This is a genomic window from Streptomyces sp. GLSS-08 (genome assembly GCF_056387915.1).
Genome location: NZ_JBWJAQ010000019.1, coordinates 101,418 through 121,521 on the forward strand (window position 1 = coordinate 101,418; position 20,104 = coordinate 121,521).

The 20,104-nt window shown below is 74.4% G+C and carries 15 protein-coding genes and 1 pseudogene; 10 read left to right on the plus strand and 6 right to left on the minus strand.

The window, feature by feature from the left end; genetic code table 11:
* Positions 1 to 3: 3 nt before the first annotated feature.
* The 4 genes from AC0ZLC_RS27930 (at position 4) to AC0ZLC_RS27945 (ending at position 4,478) form a co-directional block, all read left to right on the plus strand.
* Positions 4 to 1,845, plus strand: a complete 1,842-nt coding sequence (locus AC0ZLC_RS27930) for an ATP-binding protein (RefSeq protein ID WP_476754731.1) — start codon at positions 4 to 6, stop codon at positions 1,843 to 1,845.
* 80 nt (positions 1,846 to 1,925) lie between these two features.
* Positions 1,926 to 3,059 (plus strand): acyl-CoA dehydrogenase family protein, encoded by a 1,134-nt coding sequence (locus tag AC0ZLC_RS27935; RefSeq protein WP_476754732.1) that lies wholly within the window; start codon positions 1,926 to 1,928, stop codon positions 3,057 to 3,059.
* Positions 3,060 to 3,150: 91 nt separating this feature from the next.
* Positions 3,151 to 3,885: an enoyl-CoA hydratase family protein gene (locus AC0ZLC_RS27940; protein WP_476754733.1), complete on the plus strand. Its 735-nt coding sequence runs from the start codon at positions 3,151 to 3,153 to the stop codon at positions 3,883 to 3,885.
* On the plus strand, positions 3,873 to 4,478 hold the full coding sequence (locus AC0ZLC_RS27945; RefSeq protein ID WP_476754734.1) for a TetR/AcrR family transcriptional regulator: 606 nt from the start codon (positions 3,873 to 3,875) through the stop codon (positions 4,476 to 4,478). The genes AC0ZLC_RS27940 and AC0ZLC_RS27945 overlap by 13 nt, the downstream gene beginning before the upstream one ends.
* 24 nt (positions 4,479 to 4,502) lie before the next feature.
* On the opposite strand, the gene pdxH is transcribed toward AC0ZLC_RS27945, so the two are convergent.
* The gene (pdxH, locus tag AC0ZLC_RS27950; protein WP_476754748.1) at positions 4,503 to 5,141 is read right to left on the minus strand and encodes a pyridoxamine 5'-phosphate oxidase; all 639 of its coding nucleotides are present in this window, start codon (positions 5,139 to 5,141) and stop codon (positions 4,503 to 4,505) included.
* A gap of 463 nt (positions 5,142 to 5,604) precedes the next feature.
* Here pdxH and AC0ZLC_RS27955 point away from each other — a divergent pair, with 463 nt between their 5' ends.
* Positions 5,605 to 6,705, plus strand: a complete 1,101-nt coding sequence (locus tag AC0ZLC_RS27955) for a citrate synthase 2 (RefSeq protein WP_476754735.1) — start codon at positions 5,605 to 5,607, stop codon at positions 6,703 to 6,705.
* Positions 6,706 to 6,730: 25 nt separating this feature from the next.
* Here AC0ZLC_RS27955 and AC0ZLC_RS27960 read toward each other — a convergent pair whose 3' ends face one another.
* A complete protein-coding gene (locus AC0ZLC_RS27960; protein ID WP_476754736.1) occupies positions 6,731 to 7,759 on the minus strand; it encodes an isopenicillin N synthase family dioxygenase in 1,029 nt (342 codons plus the stop codon).
* 797 nt (positions 7,760 to 8,556) lie between these two features.
* Here AC0ZLC_RS27960 and AC0ZLC_RS27965 point away from each other — a divergent pair.
* Positions 8,557 to 9,948 (plus strand): PAS domain-containing protein, encoded by a 1,392-nt coding sequence (locus AC0ZLC_RS27965; protein WP_476754737.1) that lies wholly within the window; start codon positions 8,557 to 8,559, stop codon positions 9,946 to 9,948.
* 52 nt (positions 9,949 to 10,000) lie between these two features.
* Here AC0ZLC_RS27965 and AC0ZLC_RS27970 read toward each other — a convergent pair whose 3' ends face one another.
* A complete protein-coding gene (locus AC0ZLC_RS27970) occupies positions 10,001 to 10,756 on the minus strand; it encodes an SIS domain-containing protein (RefSeq protein WP_476754738.1) in 756 nt (251 codons plus the stop codon).
* Between the two features lie 303 nt (positions 10,757 to 11,059).
* Between AC0ZLC_RS27970 and AC0ZLC_RS27975 the strand changes: the two genes are divergently transcribed.
* Entirely contained in the window at positions 11,060 to 11,752 is a 693-nt protein-coding gene (locus tag AC0ZLC_RS27975) for an iron-dependent transcriptional repressor DtxR (RefSeq protein ID WP_476754739.1), read from the plus strand.
* 620 nt (positions 11,753 to 12,372) lie between these two features.
* A complete protein-coding gene (locus tag AC0ZLC_RS27980) occupies positions 12,373 to 13,302 on the plus strand; it encodes an alpha/beta fold hydrolase (RefSeq protein ID WP_476754740.1) in 930 nt (309 codons plus the stop codon).
* A gap of 337 nt (positions 13,303 to 13,639) precedes the next feature.
* On the opposite strand, the gene AC0ZLC_RS27985 is transcribed toward AC0ZLC_RS27980, so the two are convergent.
* The 3 genes from AC0ZLC_RS27985 to AC0ZLC_RS27995 all read right to left on the minus strand — a co-directional run bounded on the left by AC0ZLC_RS27985 (position 13,640) and on the right by AC0ZLC_RS27995 (position 16,817).
* Positions 13,640 to 15,265, minus strand: a complete 1,626-nt coding sequence (locus tag AC0ZLC_RS27985) for a transporter (protein WP_476754741.1) — start codon at positions 15,263 to 15,265, stop codon at positions 13,640 to 13,642.
* Positions 15,262 to 16,053 carry an ABC transporter ATP-binding protein gene (locus tag AC0ZLC_RS27990; RefSeq protein ID WP_476754742.1) on the minus strand — a complete coding sequence of 264 codons (792 nt, stop codon included), beginning with the start codon at positions 16,051 to 16,053 and terminating at the stop codon, positions 15,262 to 15,264. Before AC0ZLC_RS27990 ends, AC0ZLC_RS27985 begins: the two co-directional genes overlap by 4 nt.
* A gap of 104 nt (positions 16,054 to 16,157) precedes the next feature.
* Positions 16,158 to 16,817, minus strand: coding sequence for a bifunctional DNA primase/polymerase (locus AC0ZLC_RS27995; RefSeq protein ID WP_476754743.1), 660 nt, complete (start codon positions 16,815 to 16,817; stop codon positions 16,158 to 16,160).
* Between the two features lie 313 nt (positions 16,818 to 17,130).
* Between AC0ZLC_RS27995 and AC0ZLC_RS28000 the strand changes: the two genes are divergently transcribed.
* Together AC0ZLC_RS28000 and AC0ZLC_RS28005 are read left to right on the plus strand one after the other, a co-directional pair.
* Positions 17,131 to 18,516, plus strand: coding sequence for an NsdA family TPR-like regulatory protein (locus AC0ZLC_RS28000; RefSeq protein ID WP_358853939.1), 1,386 nt, complete (start codon positions 17,131 to 17,133; stop codon positions 18,514 to 18,516).
* Between the two features lie 237 nt (positions 18,517 to 18,753).
* A pseudogene (locus AC0ZLC_RS28005) lies at positions 18,754 to 20,104 on the plus strand (hypothetical protein); the annotation flags it as partial.

Here is a 20,104-nt window from a genome sequence, read left to right on the forward strand (position 1 = left end):
CGAGTGATCACTTCAGTCCTCGTCGCCAACCGCGGCGAGATCGCCTGCCGAGTCTTCCGCACCTGCCGCGAGCTGGGCATCCGGACCGTCGCCGTGCACTCCGACGCCGACGAGAACGCCCTTCACGCGCGCGTGGCGGACGCGGCGGTGCGGCTGCCGGGCGCGACACCCACGGACACGTATCTGCGCGGCGAACTCATCGTGCGGGCCGCCCTGGACGCCGGGGCGGACGCCGTGCACCCCGGGTACGGCTTCCTGTCCGAGAACGCGGACTTCGCGCGGGCCGTGACCGACGCGGGCCTCGCGTGGATCGGACCGCCGCCCGGGGCGATCGAGGCGATGGCGTCCAAGACGCACGCCAGGAAGCTGATGGGGCTCACCCCCCTGGAGAAGGTCACCGGGGACGACCTCCCGGTGCTCGTCAAGGCGGCGGCGGGCGGCGGCGGACGCGGCATGCGCGTCGTACGCGAACTCGACCAATTGGAAGCCGAGTTGACGGCCGCGCGGGCCGAGGCGCTGAGCGCCTTCGGGGACGGCGAGGTCTTCGTCGAGCCGTACCTGGAGGGCGGGCGGCACGTCGAGGTGCAGATCCTGGCCGACACGCACGGCACGGTGTGGACGCTGGGCACCCGGGACTGCTCCCTCCAGCGGCGCCACCAGAAGGTCATCGAGGAGGCACCGGCGCCCGGCCTCACCCCCGAACTCGCGGCGGAACTAGGTGAACTGGCCGTGCGCGCCGCCCGCGCGGTCGACTACACCGGCGCCGGCACCGTCGAGTTCCTGGTCGCGGACGGCAGGGCCCACTTCCTGGAGATGAACACCCGCCTCCAGGTCGAACACCCCGTGACCGAAGCGGTCTTCGGCATCGACCTCGTGGCGCTGCAGATCCGCGTCGCCGAGGGCGCGGCCCTCGACGACGGTCCGCCCGCCGCCCGCGGCCACGCCGTCGAGGCCCGTCTCTACGCCGAGGACCCGGCCCGCGACTGGGCCCCGCAGACCGGCACCCTGCACCGCCTCGCCGTCCCGGACGGCATCCGCCTGGACACCGGTTACACCGACGGCGACCTCATCGGCATCCACTACGACCCGATGCTCGCCAAGGCCGTCGCCCACGCGCCCACCCGCGCCGAGGCGGTCCGCAAGCTCGCCCGCGCCCTGGAATCGGCCGACGTCCACGGCCCCGTCACCAACCGCGACCTGCTCGTACGGTCCCTGCGGCACCCCGAGTTCACCGGCGCGCGCATGGACACCGGGTTCTACGAACGGCACCTGGCCGCGCTCACCGAGGCGGCCCCGGACCCGTACGCGCCGCTCGCCGCCGCGCTCGCCGACGCCCACGGGCGCTCCCGCCTCGGCGGCTGGCGCAACCTCCCCTCCGCGCCGCAGACCAAGCGGTACCTGATGAACGGCACCGAACACGAGGTCCGCTACCGCCACACCCGCGACGGCCTGACCGCCGAGGGTGTGCGCGTCGTCCACGCCGACGCGGCTCTCGTCGTCCTGGAGACCGACGGCGTACGGCGGAGGTTCCCCGTAAGCCGGTACGGCGACCGGGTCCACGTCGGCGCCACCGCCCTGACCGCCCTGCCCCGCTTCCCCGACCCGGTGGCCGACCGCACCCCCGGTTCCCTGCTGGCGCCGATGCCCGGAACCGTCGTCCGCGTGGCGGAGGGCCTGGCCGAGGGGTCCGCCGTGGAGGCCGGACAGCCCCTGCTGTGGCTGGAGGCGATGAAGATGGAACACCGGATCACCGCCCCGGCCACGGGCACGCTCACCGACCTGTGCGTCACCCCCGGGCAGCAGGTGGCGGTGGGGTCCTTGCTGGCAGTGGTGCGCGAGGCCTGAAGCGCGGGAGGACATCGCCCGGACGGCACCGCCGCGTGGGCGCGACGAGCCACGACGAAACCCGCAGACGAAGGAGCCGCATGAGCCCCGTCATCGAGTCCGACGAGCACAAGGCCCTCAGGGCCGCCGTATCCGCCCTCGGCAGGCGCCACGGCCGCGAACACGTCCGGGAGGAACTCTGGTCCGAGGCGGCAGGGCTCGGCTACCTCGGCGTCAACCTCCCCGAGGAGTACGGCGGCGGTGGCGGCGGGATCTCCGAACTGTCCATCGTGCTGGAGGAGTTGGGTGCGGCCGGCTGTCCGCTGCTGATGCTGGTGGTCTCGCCGGCCATCTGCGGCACCGTGATCGCCCGCTTCGGCACCGACACCCAGAAGCGCGAGTGGCTCCCCGGCCTGGCGGACGGCACCCGCACGATGGCCTTCGGCATCACCGAGCCCGACGCCGGCTCCAACTCCCACCGCATCACCACCACCGCCCGCCGCGACGGCGACGACTGGCTGCTCAGCGGGCGCAAGGTGTTCATCTCCGGGGTCGACATCGCCGACGCCACCCTCATCGTGGGCCGCACCGAGGACGCCCGCACCGGCCGCCTCAAGCCCTGCCTGTTCATCGTCCCCCGCGACACCGAGGGATTCGGGCGGCGGCGGATCGACATGGAACTGCACAGCGCGGAGAAGCAGTTCGAGCTGACCCTGGACGACGTACGGCTGCCCGCCGACGCGCTCGTCGGCGAGGAGGACGCGGGCCTGCTCCAGCTGTTCGCCGGACTCAATCCCGAGCGCGTCATGACCGCCGCCTTCGCGATCGGCATGGGCCGCTACGCCCTGTCCAAGGCCGTCGAGTACGCCCGCGACCGCACCGTCTGGCGTCAGCCCATCGGCGCCCACCAGGCCGTCGCCTACCCCCTCGCACAGGCCCACATCGACATCGAACTCGCCCGCCTGATGATGCAGAAGGCGGCCTTCCTCTACGACTGTGGGGACGACGCCGGCGCGGGAGAGGCCGCCAACATGGCCAAGTACGCGGCCGCCGAGGCCTGCGTGAAGGCGGTCGACCAGGCCGTGCACACCCTCGGCGGCAACGGCCTCACGCGGGAGTTCGGCCTCGCCTCGCTCGTCACGGCCTCCCGCGTGGCCCGTATCGCCCCGGTGAGCCGGGAGATGATCCTGAACTACGTCTCCCACCAGACCCTGGGCCTGCCCAAGTCGTACTAGCAGTCGTACCAGGACTCGGACCAGAAGCCCTACCGGGACTCGTACCAGGAGGAACCGTGCTCCACAGCGCGTACGCAGGGCGGGAGCGGTCATGACGCTCGTCGCCGTCACCCGGGAACGGGGTGTCGCCACGCTCGCCCTGGACTCGCCGGGCAACCGCAACGCCCTGTCCGCCCCGCTCGTCGCCTCCCTCGCCGACGCCCTGACCGCGTGCGGCGAGGACCCGGGCGTACGCGCCGTCGTCCTCACCCACACCGGGAACACCTTCAGCGCCGGGGCGGATCTCAGGGAGCCGCCGGACCCCGCCGCGTTCGTGGCCCTGCTGCGGCAGGTCGTGGAACTGCCCGAGCCGGTCCTCGCACGCGTCACCGGCCACGTACGGGCGGGCGGCCTCGGGCTGGTGGGCGCCTGCGACATCGCGATGGCCGGTCCTGAGGCGTCCTTCGCCTTCACCGAGGTCCGCATCGGGGTCGCGCCCGCCGTGATCTCCATGCCGCTGCTGCCCCGCCTCGACCCGCGCGCCGCCGCCCGCCACTACCTCACCGGCGAGCGCTTCGACGCGGCCGAGGCGGCCCGCTGCGGCCTGCTGACGGAGGCCGCCGAGGACGTCGACGCGAGCCTCGCACCGGTCCTGGACGGCCTGCGCCGGGCCTCACCCGAGGCCCTGGCCGAGACGAAGCGGCTGCTCACGGCTAGGGTGCTGGAGACCTTCGACCGGGACACCGCCGCGCTCACCGCGCTCTCGGCACGGCTGTTCGCCAGCGACGGCGCCCGCGAAGGGATGACGGCCTTTCTGGAACGACGGGATCCCGCATGGGTGCTGTGACCGCGACCGGCGTCGACCGTGCCCCGAAGCAGGACCGCAGCCGGGCCACCCGGCAGCGGCTGCTCGCGGCGGCCGTGGCCTGCCTCGCCGAACACGGCTGGGCGGGCTCCACGGTCTCCGTCGTCGCCGAACGCGCCGGCGTCTCCCGGGGCGCCGCCCAGCACCACTTCCCCACCCGCGAGGACCTGTTCACCGCGGCCGTCGAGTACGTCGCCGAGGAACGCTCCACCGCCCTGCGCGCCCTCTTCCCGGAGGGCGCCGCCGACCGCCCCGCCGTCGTCTCCGCCCTCGTCGGCCTCTACACCGGGCCCCTCTTCCGCGCCGCCCTCCACCTGTGGGTCGCCGCGTCCAACGAGGAACAGCTGCGCCCCCGCGTGACCGAGCTGGAGGCCCGCGTCGGCCGCGAGAGCCACCGCATCGCCGTCGACCTGCTGGGCGCCGACGAGTCCCGCCCCGGCGTCCGCGAGACCGTCCAGGGCCTGCTCGACATGGCGCGCGGCCTGGGCCTGGCGAATCTGCTCACGGACGACGCGGGCCGCCGCGAACGGGTCGTCGCGCAGTGGGCCGCGCTCCTCGACGACGCCCTCGGCTGACGGCGCGGGCCCGGCCCGGTCACGTCAGGGGCTGAGCCGCTCCACCCGCCAGGCGCCGTCCGCCCCGGCCACGTACCGGAGCCGGTCGTGCAGCCGGTTCTCGCGCCCCTGCCAGAACTCGACCGACCGCGGGGCGATCCGGAACCCGCCCCAGTGCGGCGGCACCGGCACCCGCTCGCCCTCCGGATGGCGGGCGCTCAACTCCTCGTACGAGGCGTCGAGCTCCGTGCGCGAGGCGATCACCGCGGACTGCGCGCTCGCCCAGGCGCCGAGCTGGGAACCGTGCGGGCGGGTGCGGAAGTACGCCGCCGTTTCGTCGCGTCCGGTGCGCCGCGCGACCCCCTGGACGATCACCTGGCGGGCCATCGGATGCCACGGGAACAGCAGCGACACGTACGGATTGGCGGCCAGCTCGCGCGCCTTGCGGGAGTCGTAGTTGGTGTAGAAGACGAAGCCCCGCTCGTCGTACTGCTTCAGCAGCACCGTGCGCGCACTGGGGCGGCCGTCCGCGTCCGCGGTGGAGACGACCATGGCGTTCGGCTCGTACACCACGCCCTGCACGGCGGCCTGCGCCGCCTGCTCGAACCAGCGGCCGAACTGGTCCATCGGGTGGGGAGCGAGGTCCGGCTCGTCGAGACCCTCCGCGCGGTAGTGCGCGCGCATCGCGGCGGGGTCGGCGGCGGGCGGTCCGCCGGCCGCCTCGGCGGCCTCGGCCGCGCGCTGGACGAGGGGCTCGGCGGCGGATTCATCCGGGTAGCGGTCGGTCACGCGGCCATCCTGCCGTACGGACCCGGGCTCCCGGGGGTGAGCTGCGGGAGCGGATGCGCGAGCGACTGCTCCACGGGTGCGCTTCGTCACTGTGTGGCACTGAGTGCCGCACACTCTCCCCAAAGGTGGCACTCAGGGATATCGTGCTGCTGCCGTTCCGGTTTGGGTGACCGCCGACCGCACGGGGCACTACCGGGGTGACCGCTTCGGACCGCGAGCCGCCGGGGACTTCGGGCAGTCCCGCACGAGTCTTCGGACACGGCCGTGGAACCGGACCGGACCCGCCCCGCCCACGTCCGGCACATGGTCGCCGAACCCCCGCACACCATCTGTCGCACCCACCACGAGGAGCCGCCTGATGTCCGACTTCGTACCCGGGCTTGAGGGAGTCGTCGCGTTCGAGACGGAGATCGCCGAACCGGACAAGGAGGGTGGCGCGCTCCGGTACCGGGGCGTCGACATCGAGGACCTGGTCGGCCACGTCTCCTTCGGGAACGTCTGGGGCCTCCTCGTCGACGGCGCCTTCAACCCCGGACTGCCGCCCGCCGAGCCCTTCCCGATCCCCGTCCACTCCGGCGACATCCGCGTCGACGTGCAGTCCGCGCTCGCCATGCTCGCCCCCCGCTGGGGTCTCAAGCCGCTGCTCGACATCGACGAGCAGCAGGCCCGCGACGATCTCGCCCGCGCCGCCGTCATGGCCCTGTCGTACGTCGCCCAGTCCGCCCGCGGCCAGGGCTTGCCGATGGTCCCGCAGAGTGAGATCGACAAGGCCCAGTCCGTCGTCGAGCGGTTCATGATCCGCTGGCGCGGCGAGCCGGACCCCAAGCACGTGGCCGCCGTCGACGCCTACTGGACCTCCGCCGCCGAACACGGCATGAACGCCTCGACCTTCACCGCCCGCGTCATCGCGTCCACCGGCGCGGACGTGGCCGCGGCGCTGTCCGGCGCCGTCGGCGCGATGTCCGGCCCGCTGCACGGCGGCGCCCCCTCCCGCGTCCTCGGCATGATCGAGGAGATCGAGCGCACCGGCGACGCCGAGGCCTTCGTCAAGCGGGCCCTCGACAAGGGCGAGCGCCTGATGGGCTTCGGGCACCGCGTCTACCGCGCCGAGGACCCCCGCGCCCGCGTCCTGCGCCGCACCGCCCGCGAGCTCGGCGCCCCCCGCTTCGAGATCGCCGAGGCCCTGGAGAAGGCCGCCCTCGCCGAGCTGCACGCCCGCCGCCCCGACCGGGTGCTGGCCACCAACGTCGAGTTCTGGGCGGCCATCGTCCTCGACTTCGCCGAGGTGCCGGCGCACATGTTCACCTCGATGTTCACGTGCGCCCGCACCGCGGGCTGGTCGGCGCACATCCTGGAGCAGAAGCGCACCGGCCGCCTCGTACGGCCGTCCGCCCGCTACGTGGGCCCCGGCTCCCGCAGTCCGCAGGACATCGCGGGCTACGGGGGCATCACGTCCTGACCCCGGCCCGGTACGCCGTCCGCCCTCACGCGGGCACGAGCAGCCCCGCGTGGTGGCGGGCGGCGACCAGCGGATGCGCGCGGAGCTTGCCCTTCAGCTCGTTGCGCCCGTACTCCGCGAAGAGCGGGTTGGCCGGGTCCGTCGTCACCCCCGGCGCCGCGGGCGCGTGCGGGAACGGCAGCGGCTCGATCCGGGCGTCGAGCCGCGGGTTGTAGAAGAACGGCACGGAGAACCGCTCGGTGGCCCCGGGCGGGCTGACCACCCGGTGGTTGGTCGCCAGCAGGTAGCCGTTCGTCGCCACCTCCAGCAGCTCGCCCAGATTGACGACGAACGCCCCCGGGACCGGCGGCACGTCGTGGAAGAGTCCGTCCGCGCGCTGCACCTGGAGTCCGCCCACCTCGTCCTGGAGCAGCAGCGTCAGGAACCCGTAGTCCTTGTGCGCGCCCACTCCCTGGCCTGCGCCGTCGCCCGCGCTGCCCGGGTACCGCACCAGCTTCAGCTGCGGATGGGCACGCTCCCCGAACGCGGGCCCGTAGAAGTCGCCGGGGGCGCCGATCGCGGTCAGCAGCTCGCGCAGCAGCCGCGCCGCGACGGAGCTGAGCCGGTCGATCCACGCGAGCGCGGCGGTACGCAGTTCCGGCAGCGCGGCCGGCCACTGGTTGGGGCCCTGAAGCCACCAGTACGCCGGTTCGTCCGGCCCTGGGGTCCTGGCGGACCGCTCGGGGCCGATGTCGAGCTGGTCCCGCCAGTCCCGGCTGCCGCCCGTCCGCTCGTCCCCGGTGCGGGTGTAGCCGCGGAAGTGCGGGGAGTTGACGTTGTCCAGGGCCAGCCGGTCTGCCTCCGGGAGCGCGAAGAACCGCCGCATGGCACCGAGCAGGGCGGAGGTCTCGGCCTCCGGCACCCCGTGCCCGACGAGCTGGAAGAAGCCCACGTCGTGGGCGGCGCTGTGCAACTGAGCGTGCAGCAGCGCACGCGCCTGAGGACCCCGGCCGGCGGCCGACAGGTCGATGATGGGGAGCTGCTGGTACGACGGGTTCGTCGCGGCATTCGTCATGGGATGCGTCCGCAGGGGTGTACGGGTGCCCGGGCCGCCGCCGGGGGTGGGGCGGGCGCCACGGGTGCCGGGTGGGCGTGGGGAAGGAGGGCACTCCCGGGAAGAACCGGGAGGCGGGTGGTGCGGGGCCGGGGTCAGACGGACCGTCGACAGCCCATGCTCGTGACGCGGACGTAGTCCACGTGGCGGCGTCGTACGAGCGAAAGCATGCGCCCAGCGTACTGCGGGTCCCCCGAGCGGGATGCGGCGCCGGTCACATCCGTGGTCCGCTTCCGCGAAATCTCCAGGCTGCGGGCGCTCCGCGCCCCCGACGCAGGCGACCCGCGGGCTCTGGTCCCCTCGCCCGGGCGAGGGGGCCGGCCGGACGTACCGGCGAGCCCGCGGGTCGGGTGACTGCGTGGAAATTCGGCCGGCTGCACGCACGAACGCGCGTGCTGGTCCGGCACCGCACTGCATGGGGTGGCGGGCCGCTAGCCCGCAGCCACCTCGCTCGTCCGGGTTCCATACATCTGCCGGATCACCTCCTTTCTCAGCGTGCGCCCAGCCTAGGAACCGATCCCGCACGGCTCAACCGTTTTTTCCGGGACGCCTGCGGTTGGGCATCCCGGGCAGGCGAGGGACCATGGGAAGTGCGCGGCGACGGAGCCGCCGGGGACCAGGGGACGGAGCTTCGCCCCGCGACGATTTCCCCCGAACTTCGGGGAACGTGGTGTGGGCTGGGTCACGTTCCAGTTGAATGATGACGAGTGAGCGAACCGACGCGCCGTACGTGCGGACGCAGCCTGCAGGGGGTTCAGGTGAGTGCTTCCCGGCGTAGTGGGACCACCGACGAGCTGGGGCCGGACGAGCCCGAGCACGACGGTTCGGATCTTCTTGCCGCGCTGCTGGACGGGATGGACGCGGCGCTGTGCGCCTTCGACGCCGACGGCGTCGTCACGCACTGGAACCGCGAGGCCGAGCGGATCCTCGGTTGGACCGCGGCCGAGGCCGTCGGCCGGCGCGGGTTCGCCGGGTGGGCCGTGCGGACCGCGGACGCGGCGGAGGTCGCGGAGCGGCTGATGTCCGCGATGGACGCGCCCGGACGGCAGGTCCACGAGTTCGCGCTGGTCACCAAGGACGGCGGCCGCGTCCTCGTGCGGACGCAGTCGGCGGCCGTCCGCGGACCCGACGGCAAGCCCGCCGGGGTCTACTGCGCCTTCAGCGAGGTGCACACCCAGATAGACCTGGAGCGCTCCATCGCCCTGAGCGAGGCCCTCTTCGAGGACGCCAGCTGGGGCGTGGTGCTCGTGGACGCCGACCTGCGGCCCGCCGTGGTGAACGCCCACGCGGCCCGGGCCCTCGGCACCGGACGCACCGCCGTCCTCGGCCGCCCCCTGGGCGAGCTGCTCGCCCAGGGCGTCGAGGAACTGGAGAGCGCGCTGACGCACGTACTCGCCGAGGGCGCCCCGCCCGCGCCCGCCGAGATGTGGGTGAGCGTGCGCACGGCGGAGGGCGACAAGCGCCGCTGCTGGCGCAGTGGCTTCCTGCGGCTGGCCTCGCCGCTCACGGAGGAGCCCGTCCCGCTGGGCGTCGGCTGGCTCTTCCAGGACGTGACCGAGTCCAAGCAGACGGAGCAGGAGGCCGCGCTGCTGCGGTTCCGCGCCAACCAGCTGCACCGGGCCGCGCGGGCCGCCGCGGAGTGCGAGGACCCCGCCGAGGCGGCCACCGTGCACCTGGACTTCGCGCTCGCCGGCTTCGCCGACCACGCGCTGATCGACCGCGTGGCGGGCGGCCCGGTGGCCGACGGAGACGGCGACACCCCGGTGCGGCTGGTACGGGACGCGGCCACGCCCGCCGGGGCGCCGGGGCCGAGCCTGCCGGACGGGAAGGCGGGGATCCCCGTCCGGTACGCGCCGAGCCATCCCGCGCTCCAGTGCGTGGAGCGGTCCGGATCGGTGCGGGCCGGCGCGGGGAACGCCTCTCCCGAGGCGGCCCGCGAGTGGGCCGTGGCCCGGCAGTGGCCGGCGGACTCCGTGCACGCGCTGTGCGCCGTACTGCGCAGCCGCGGCCGCACGCTGGGCGTCGTGACGTTCCTGCGGGGCGCGGGGCGCAGCCAGTTCGAGCGGGCGGACGCGGTGTACGCGGAGGACGTGGCCGTCCGGATCGCGGCGTCGCTGGACCTGGCGGCCCTGGTGGCGCGGGACCGGTGACCCGAGGCGGAAATCCGGTGGCGGCGGGGGCTCTCCGGAGCCCGGTTCCGGCTCAGTGGCGGTAGAAGATCCGGTCCGCGTACTCGCTCATCACCCGGCCGTTCCAGTCGTGGCCGCCGTCCACGTTGCCCGAGCGCAGGAGCGGGGGCTCGATGCCGCGCTCGGCCAGGGCGCCGGCGGCCGTGGCCATCACGGCCTGGAGCAGCGCGGCGGTGACCACCGTGGAGGCGGGGGCGAAGGGCGCCGGGATGGCGTCCACGCTCAGCTCCGCGTCGCCGACCGCGATCTTCGAGTCCAGCACGATGTCGCAGTGGTCCTTGAGGTAGGTGCCGGAGACGTGCCGCGACCTGGTCTTCGAGGCGTAGGCGACCGAGGTCACGCCGACGACCTTCAGGCCGAGGGCGCGGGCGTTCAGCGCCATCTCGACGGGGAGGGCGTTGCGTCCGGAGAGGGAGACGATCACGAGGAGGTCGCCGGGGCGGGCGGGGCTGGAGTCCAGGACGGCGCTAGCGAGGCCGTCGACGCGCTCCAGCGCGGAGCCGAGCGTGGCGGGCATGACGTCGACGCCGACGACACCGGGCACGGCGAGCAGGTTCATCAGGGCGAGGCCGCCCGCGCGGTAGACGACGTCCTGCGCGGCGAGCGAGGAGTGCCCGGCGCCGAAGGCGAACAGGCGGCCCCCTTCGGCGACGGTGTCCGCGACGAGCGTGCCCGCCGCCTCGATGGCGTCGGCGTCCTCGTCCCGCACCCGCTGGAGCAGGCCGATGGCGGCGTCGAAGAACTGCCCGGCCAGCTTGCTCTCGCTCATCGGCGAAGCCCCTTCGAAGTCGCGTCCGCGGCGGCACGCCGGTGCGGCGGCGGCCCGGAGCCGGGCGAACCGGCGGCCCGGCGGGCCGTGCTCCCGTCGTGTCGCGGATCACGTTGCGGTCTGGACCAGTGCCCTGTCAATACGGCCCCCGGGGGCACCGCGGGCAGGCCGCCCGGGCACCGCGCAGCGCGCGGTTTCCCCGGCACGGCACGGTTGTCGGTGGTATGCGTCAGAATTGGGTCCAGGGCCAGCGCACGCGCCGGAGAGCGGTCCAGCTCTCGGCAGAGCAATCGAGGGGCACGTATGTCCGGACTGATCGACACCACGGAGATGTACCTCCGCACCATCCTCGAGCTGGAGGAGGAAGGTGTGGTCCCCATGCGCGCCCGGATCGCCGAGCGGCTCGACCAGAGCGGCCCGACGGTCAGCCAGACGGTGGCGCGGATGGAGCGCGACGGCCTGGTGGCCGTGGCGTCCGACCGTCACCTGGAGCTCACCGAGGAGGGCCGCCGCCTCGCCACCCGCGTGATGCGCAAGCACCGGCTGGCGGAGTGCCTGCTCGTCGACGTGATCGGTCTGGAGTGGGAGCAGGTGCACGCCGAGGCGTGTCGCTGGGAGCACGTGATGAGCGAGGCGGTCGAGCGCCGCGTCCTGGAGCTGCTGCGGCACCCCACCGAGTCGCCGTACGGGAACCCGATCCCGGGTCTCGAGGAGCTGGGCGAGAAGGACGGCGCCGACCCGTTCCTGGACGCGGGCATGGTGTCGCTGGCCGACCTCGACCCGGGCGCGGACGGCAAGACCGTCGTCGTCCGGCGGATCGGCGAGCCCATCCAGACGGACGCCCAGCTGATGTACACGCTGCGGCGGGCCGGTGTGCAGCCCGGCTCGGTCGTGAGTGTCACGGAGTCGCCCGGCGGCGTGCTGGTCGGCAGCGGCGGCGAGGCCGCGGAGCTGGTGGCGGACGTCGCCTCCCACGTGTTCGTCGCCAAGCGCTGACCGCCGGCGAGCCGCCCCTACGAGTCCGCTCGGGTGTCAACTGCCGCGCCGCCAGGGGCAGTTGCGACGCCTTGTCGATCCCGTCGAATTCGAGATCCAGTGCGCGGAATCGCAGCGCCGCGACCGTTTGCGTGCGACGCTGTCGCGTGAGGCATATGACCGAGGGGTTCTTGGCCGTCGTCCGACAGCGATGTCACGCGGGCCGGGGAGGGAGCGGGAGATGTGCCGCAGACGTGGAGAGGGCCCCGGCGCCGCTCGGCGCCGGGGCCTGTCCTCCCCTGTGCTGACCCGGAGCCCCGAGCTCCCAGGGTCATCCCGCCGGACCCTTTCCCCGAGTGGTCCGTTCCCCGTGGAAGATCTCCCCTCGGTGGCGGCGGTCAATCCCCGTGGGAGGTCACTCGAATGAGGGGTGTTGTCGTGCGGGAGCCCCTTTTCGAATCCCCATTCGATAGCGTGGGGGTGACGGATCATGTGTGACGCGCGCTGTATCACCGGGGACGTGATGGCGAGGTGAGCGGCGCGCACGGCGGGACCCGGCAGGAGCAGCAGGACGACCAGCGGTACGGAAATGGACCGGCGGGAGTGAGCGGTCCGAGCGAGCCAGGGGGGTGCCAGGACCTATGGTGCGGCGCATCGACGTGACCGGAGCGGCCGGCGTACGGCTCGCGGCCTGGGAGTTCGGCGACCCTCCGAAGGGCGATCCGGGCGGGGCGGCGGAACCGGCCGTGACCGTGCCCGCGCAGGCCGGTCCCGGGCGGTTAACCGCCGAGCGGACCGAGCGGGGGCCCGGCGTGCTCCTGCTGCACGGCCTGATGGGCCGTGCCTCGCACTGGGCGTCGACCGCCCGCTGGCTCTCCGAGCGGTATCGCGCCGTGGCGCTCGACCAGCGCGGCCACGGGCAGAGCGACAAGCCCCCGGAGGGGTTCTACACCCGCGAGGCCTACGTCCTGGACGCCGAGGCCGCGCTCGAACAGCTCGGTCTCGCGCCGGCGGTCGTCATCGGCCACGCGATGGGCGCGCTGACCGCCTGGCAGCTCGCCGCCAAGCGTCCTGACCTCGTCTGCGGCCTGGTCATCTGCGACATGCGGGCCTCGGCCCTGGGCGCCGCGTCGCAGCGGGAGTGGGAGGACTGGTTCAAGGCCTGGCCCGTCCCGTTCGCGACGCTGGCCGACGTCCGCAAGTGGTTCGGCGAGGACGACCCCTGGGTGGAGCGCCCCAATCCGGCCCGCGGGGAGTTCTACGCCGAGGTGATGTCCGAGTCGGGTGACGGCTGGCGTCCCGTCTTCGAGCCGGAGCAGATGCTCAAGTCCCGCGAGACCTGGGTGTACGACGCGCACTGGGAGGAGCTGACCCAGGTCCGGTGCCCGGCCCTGGTGGTCCGCGGCCTCGACGGCGAGCTCGGCCGCGCGGAGTCCCAGGAGATGGTCCGCGTCCTGCCCCGCGGCCAGTACGCGGAGGTCGCCGACGCGGGCCACCTCGTCCACTACGACCAGCCCGACGCCTGGCGCGCGGCGATCGAGCCGTTCATGGACAGCGTCCTGACGAAGTGAATGCGGCCGACCGGGCCGCCGCCGGGTGATCCCCGCCACGGGGACGGGCGCCGGGGGGGGGGGCTCCGCGCGGGCGCCCTTCGGCTGCGCGCCGCGGCCCCCGGGGTTGCGGCATCGCCTCGTGAGCGGGGTACGACGCGGCCGTCGGGCGCTACGGCCGGGAGGGCCATGCCCGGCGGACGCAGGACTGAGCGCCCTGCGAGCCGGTGTGGTCAGCGGGGGTGTGGGGGCCTCGGGTGGCCTGCGGGGTCATGGGGCGTGTGCATCGAGGTGACCTGCGAGACAGGTCTGCCCGGCCCCGTCCGGGCCGCCCGGCCCCGTCCCGCTTCGTGTTCCGTCAGCCCTTGCTCACCGCCGTCAGGATCTCCGGCAGTCGTCGGGCCGTGCGGGGGGCGGCCAGGCGCAGGCCGAGCAGCGTGATCAGCGCGCCGTACGCGGTGCCGGCCGGCAGCAGCAGCCACGTCCACGCGTCGCCGTCCGCGGCCACGTTCAGCCAGATCGTGAGCGCGATGACCGGGGCGCACAGCAGCGCCGCCGCCACCATCCCGCCGAAGATCGAGATCCAGGCGAGGCCCGCCTGGCCCGGAGCCACGTTCTTGTAGCCCTCCTGCGGGATCGAGTACGGGAAGCGGGCCGAGGACCAGGCGCCGGTCGCCTGCATCGCGCCGAGCAGCGCGAAGGACAGCCCGAGCACCTCCGGCAGCCGGGCCCAGTCGCCGAGCAGCGCGGTGGTCGCGACGGTCACGAGCGTCGCGTACGGCAGCGTGATCACCAGCAGCGCCAGTGCCCGCCCGCGCAGTTCGACGTACGCGTCCCGGGTCGACGAGATCGTCGTCGCGACCATCCAGAACGCGGAGGTGTCCTGCCCGAACTGGTTGTACATCTGGATGCCGAGCATGCCGGCCGCGAAGCACGCGAAGTAGACCGAGCCGGTGCCCTGGAGGGCGTTGAACACCGGCACGATCAGCCCGACGGCGAGCGAGGTCACCCAGGCCGCCTTGGTCTTCGGGTCGCGCCACACGTAGCGCAGGCTCCGCTCCATGACGGTCCCGGTGCGCCCTGCGGGCAGCAGCCGGCTCAGGCCCGTCGAGCGGCGTTCCCGGGCCGCGGGCTCGGCCGCCTGAAGCGTCGACCCGTCCGGCGAGGTCATCAGCCGGGTCAGACTCCGCGACCAGAGGACCAGCAGGCCCGCCAGAGCGGCCCCGGTGAGCAGGAGCTGGGCGGCGGCGACACCGTACGAGCCCTCGCTAACCGCGTGCACCGCGCCGATCGCCGAGGCGGGCGGCACCCAGCGCAGCACGTCGCCCGCCGGTTCGAGTGCGGACAGCCCGCCCGCCGAACCGAGCCGCTGCGCGCCGAAGTTGACCAGCTGCGCGCCGACGGCGATGACGAGACCGCTGAGCACCGCGAGGTCGCGTCCCCGGCGGCTGGTCAGCAGCCGGATGTTGGCCGCCGCGACGGCCCGCGCGAGGGCCACGCAGACGAGCAGCGCGAGCGCCGCGGCGATCACCGCGGTGACGTACGCCGCCGGACCGTGCGCTACGGCGAGTACGGAACCGCCGAGCAGGCAGAGCGTGAACAGCGGCCCGATGCCGACCAGGGAAGCCGCGAGGAGAGCCCGTACCAGGGGCTGCGGACGCAGCGGCAGCATCACCAGCCGGGTGGGGTCCAGGGTCTCGTCGCCGCTGGGGAAGAACAGCGGCATCACCGCCCAGCCGAGCGCGAGGACCGCCACCAGCAGGACGGTGACGGCGGTGGCGTGGGCGTTGCCGCGCAGGGCGATCAGGCCGATCAGCTGGAGCGCGGTGAAGAGGAGCACGAGCACGGTCGAGGTGATGTACGCGGCCCGCCGCCCGGACGACTGCCGCAGCCCGTTGCGCAGGAGCGACAGCTTGAGACGTACGAAGACGGAGGTGACGGAGGCGGCGGGTGCGGCCGGACCCGGGGCGGTGGCCGTGTTCACCGGGCGCCGCCGCCGAGCCAGTCGAGGTCGGAGCCGGCGGTCCGGCCGTGCGCGCCGACGAGTTCGAGGAAGGCGTGCTGGAGCGAGGGGGCGTCGCCGCGGACCTCGGCCAGTGGGCCGTGCGCGCGGATGCGTCCGGCCGCCAGCACCGCCACCCAGTCGCACAGCGACTCGACGAGCTCCATCACGTGGGAGGAGAAGACGACGGTGGCGCCGGAGGCCGTGTAGCGCTCCAGGACGCCCCTGATGATCTGCGCGGACACCGGGTCCACACCCTCGAACGGCTCGTCGAGGAAGAGGACTTCGGGGTTGTGCAGGAGTGCGCAGGCCAGGCCGATCTTCTTGCGCATGCCCGTCGAGTAGTCGACGACGAGTTTGTGCTGGGCGCCCGCGAGGTCGAGGACGTCCAGGAGCTGGGTGGCCCGCTTGTCCACCTCGGCGCCGGGCAGTCCGCGCAATCGGCCGGTGTACGCGAGGAGTTCGCGCCCGGACAGCCGCTCGAAGAGCCTGAGACCCTCGGGCAGGACCCCGATCCGGGCCTTGACCCGCACCGGGTCGCGCCACACGTCGTGGCCGACGACCTCGACGGTGCCCTGGTCGGGCCTGAGCAGCCCGGTCACCATCGAGAGGGTGGTGGTCTTCCCGGCCCCGTTCGGTCCGACGAGTCCGATGAACCGACCCGCGGGCACCTCCAGATCGATCCCGGCGACGGCGATCTGGTCCCCGAACCGCTTCCAGAGCCCTTGTACGCGTACGGCGGGCACATCCACCCCTGCTGCCTCGGTCATACAAGCACCCTAAGGGGAGCGCCTCCGCTGCCGGCGGGGTGCGGGGAACCGCGTGACCGGACGCGGCGGGCCCGGGGCGCACGGAGCGCGGGACCCGCCCGGCGCTACCGGCGCGCGTCCCGCCCGCAGGCGTAGGCGAGCGGCGGGACGAGCTCCTCCGCGTCCGGCAGCCAGCGGTTCGCCGGGGTCGGCCGGCAGGCCCACTGCACGGCACCCCGGAACCCGTAGCGCGTGGGCGGGGCGGCCACGTACGTGCCCTCGCCGAGCGCGACCAGGTCGAGGGAGGCGGGCGGCCAGCCGAGCGTGCGGACGAGGTCGGGGAGCTTGGCCGCGCCCCCCGGCAGGACGAAGAACTGCATGCGCCGGTCGGGCGTGCAGGTCACCGGGCCGAGCGTCAGCTCCATGCGCTCCATCCGCGCGAGGGCCAGGAACCCGGCGGTCTCGGGCACGTCGATGGCGTCGAACGTCCGTCCCGTGGGCAGCAGGATCGAGGCCGTGGGCTGCGTCGACCACATCCGGCGGGCGACGGACGCACTGCCCGTCGCCCGGGTCGCCCAGTCCTCGCGCGCCGGGTGTGCGCCGGGCAGGGCGCACGCGGGCTCACCGCAGGAGCAGCGCTGCGTGCCGTCGACCGCTTCCAGCCAGGTGCCGGGGAACACGTCCCAGTGGCGCTCCTCGACGTAGCGCACTGCGGCGTCCAGCAGCGCTTCGCCGCGCTGCACGGGGATCTGAGCGGTCTCGGTGCCTGCGATGGTCTCGTCCACGTCAACTCAACTCCCGCACCCACCGCGGGTTACGGGCGACGTGCGCGCGGGGGAGGAGCACCGCGCCCGCTTCCGGGGCGCACGGGTGCACGGGCGGGGGCGCGCACGGGCAGCGGCAGCGGGGGGTGGGTAACCCCCTGTGGGGTCGGGCAATCGCCTTTACCCCGGCAATCCTCACATGCCTCGCATCTTCCGTATCTCGACGGGGCATTGATCTTCCTGGCCGCCTCCGCACGCCGGGGGCGGTCACAGAGGACACGTCAACTCCGTGCGTGGGCAGGCACGCGAGTCGCCAGAAAGCAGGGGGTACGCCATGGCCGCAAGGCCGCTCGTCGCGCGGCAGCCGAACGAACGACTGCAGGCGCTCATCCAGGAAGCGGGCTGCTCGAACGCCGGACTGGCCCGCCGGGTCAACATGTGCGGCGCGGAACACGGACTGGACCTGCGCTACGACAAGACGTCCGTGGCGCGCTGGCTGCGCGGACAGCAGCCGCGGGGACGGGCGCCGGCGGTCATCGCCGAGGCCCTGGGCCGCAAGCTGGGCCGTACGGTCACCATCGACGAGATCGGCATGGCCAACGGCAAGAACCTCGCGTCCGGCGTCGGGCTCCAGTTCTCGCCGACCGTCCTCGGAGCCATCGAGCAGGTCTGCGAGCTGTGGCGCAGTGACGTGGGGCGCCGGGACTTCCTCTCCGGGTCGTCCGTGGCGGCCTCCGCGCTGGTCGAGCCGAGCCGCGACTGGCTGATCTCCGCACCGGACTCGCAGGTCGCCCGCGCGGCGGGGCCGCGTGTCGGCCTGCCGGACGTGGCGGCGGTCCGCGCGATGACCCAGGCGCTCGTGCAGCTGGACCACCAGTACGGCAGCGGTCACGTACGGCCCGTCGTCGTGCACTACCTGAACAGCGTGGTCTCCGGGCTGCTCGCGGGCTCCTACCGGGAGGCGGTGGGGCGCGAACTGTTCGCCGCGGTCTCGCGGCTGACCGAGCTGGCCGGCTACATGGCCGTCGACACCGGGCAGCCCGGGCTCGCCCAGCGGTACTACATCCAGGCGCTGCGGCTCGCCCAGGCGGCCGGTGACCGCGGGTACGGCGGCTACGTGCTGGCCGCGTCCATGAGCCACCTGGCCGCGCAGCTCGGCAACCCGCGCGAGATCGCGCAGCTGGCCCGTGCGGCCCAGGAGGGGGCGCGCGGCCGGGTGACCCCGCGTGCGGAGTCGATGTTCCACGCCGCGGAGGCGCGCGGGCACGCGCTGATGGGCGACGTGCGGGCGGCGCAGCTCGCGTCGGGGCGGGCGGTCACCGCGCTGGAGTCGGCGGACGCGGCCTCCGGGGACGACCCGACGTGGATCGCGCACTTCGACGAGGCCTATCTGGCCGACGAGCTGGCGCACTGCCACCGGGACCTGGGGCAGGCCGAGGCGGCGGCGCGGTGCGCGCAGGAGTCCCTCGCGGGGCACCCCGAGTCGCGGGCGCGGCGGCGGGCGATCGGTTTCGTGCTGCTGGCCACCGCGCAGGTGCAGCAGCGCGAGATCGAGCAGGCCTGCCACACGGGCCTGCGTGCCGTCGAACTCCTCGGCACCCTGCGCTCGAACCGCGGGGCGGAATATCTGGAGGATTTCCAGCAGCGGCTGGAGCCGTACCGCGAGGAGGCCGTGGTAAGGGAGTTCGGGGCGCGGATGGACCTTCAGGCGGCGGCCTGAGCGGTCGTCTGCGGGGCTGTGACGCGCGCGAGGTGAACGGACGGGGCGCGGCGGCGTGAACAGCAGGGAAACCGGTGTGCACGCGGTGGAGGGAGGCGTGCGGGGCGCACCGGGGGGCGGTTTCGGCGTCGCGGTCGCCGGTGCGGGGGTCGGGCCATGTGCTGCGTGGCACGGGGTTGTCGGGACCCGGTAGCGTGAGCCGACGATTCCGAAGGTCCCCCATTCGTAGGAGTCCCGGTGACGCAGAGTGGACAGGGCGATTCGCCCTCGGCGCGACCCGCGCGCGAAGGCATCGTGCTGCCCTCCGACGGCGGAGAACCTCTGCTGCCGGGCACGACGGGTGACCGCACGCCGCCGGCGGGTGGCCAGACCTGGGACGGCGGTTGGAACCCCACCGCCGCCCCGGACCAGGACCCCCGGCCCGGCCGGCACGCACAGCCCGGCCGGGGCCCCGCGCAGCCCGGCTGGGGAGCCCCCGCCGAGGGCACGGCCTCGCCGTCCCAGGCGCAGGGTTCCGGGCAGTATGCCCAGCCCGGCCAGGGCACGCAGCAGGGCCCCGGGCAGTACGCACAGCCCGGTCAGGGCGGCACGCAGCAGGGCTCCGGGCAGTACGTGCAGCCCGGCCAGGGCACGCAGCAGGGTCCCGGCCCGTCCGGCTGGGGAGCCCCCGCCGACGGTGCGGGCTCGCCGTCCCCGGCCTGGGGTGCGTCCGAGCCGCACCGCTCCGCCCCCGCCCCGGACTGGGGCACCCCCGCCACCGCCTCCGCGAACTGGGCCGAGCCCGGGACCGGCCAGCGCTGGGACGAGTCGGCGGCGGCCCAGGGCTGGACCGACCCCGGTGCCGCACAGGGCTGGGGCGGGGCCCCGGCGCCGTCGCAGCCGCTGCCCCCGGAGGGCACGCGGCAGGGCCACCACGGCACCGGCGGCCACCGTGCGCCGCAGGCACCCGGCGCGCACGCCTCCGCGCCGCCTCCGCAGGCCCCCGACGGCCGTCACGCACCGTCGCACCGCGCCGGCGCTGCCTCGCCGCTGCCGCCCGCCGCGCCCGTCGACGAGGGCGCCACCCAGTACCTGCCGCCGGTCCCCGCCGCGCCCGACGAGGGCGCCACGCAGTACCTGCCGCCCGTCCCCGCCGCGCCCGACGAGGGCGCCACGCAGTACCTGCCGCCCGTCCCCGCGGCGCCGGACGAGGGTGCCACGCAGTTCCTGCCCCCGGTGAGCCCCGGGGCCCTGCCGCCCGAGGTGCCCTCCGACGCGACGCGGTACCTGGGGCGCGCGAACCCCGCCGCGCCGGGACCGCTGCCGTCCGCGGGGCACCCGGACGCCGAGGCCACGCAGTACATCGCCCCGGTCCCCGCGGAGCCCGCCGGAGCGTCGTACGGGATACACCCGGGGGGCCCGGAGGACCGTACGCCCCCCGCGGAATTCGACAACCTCTTCCGCAGCGAGCCGGAAGGGCCCCCGTCCACACAGCAGTTGCCCCGGATCGACTCCCCGTCCCGGCGGGCCCCGCAGGGCGCGGGTCCCGGCGCGCCGGGCGGCCGGGCCGCCGCGCGGCGCGGCGCCGAGGGCGGCAGCGGCGGGTGCG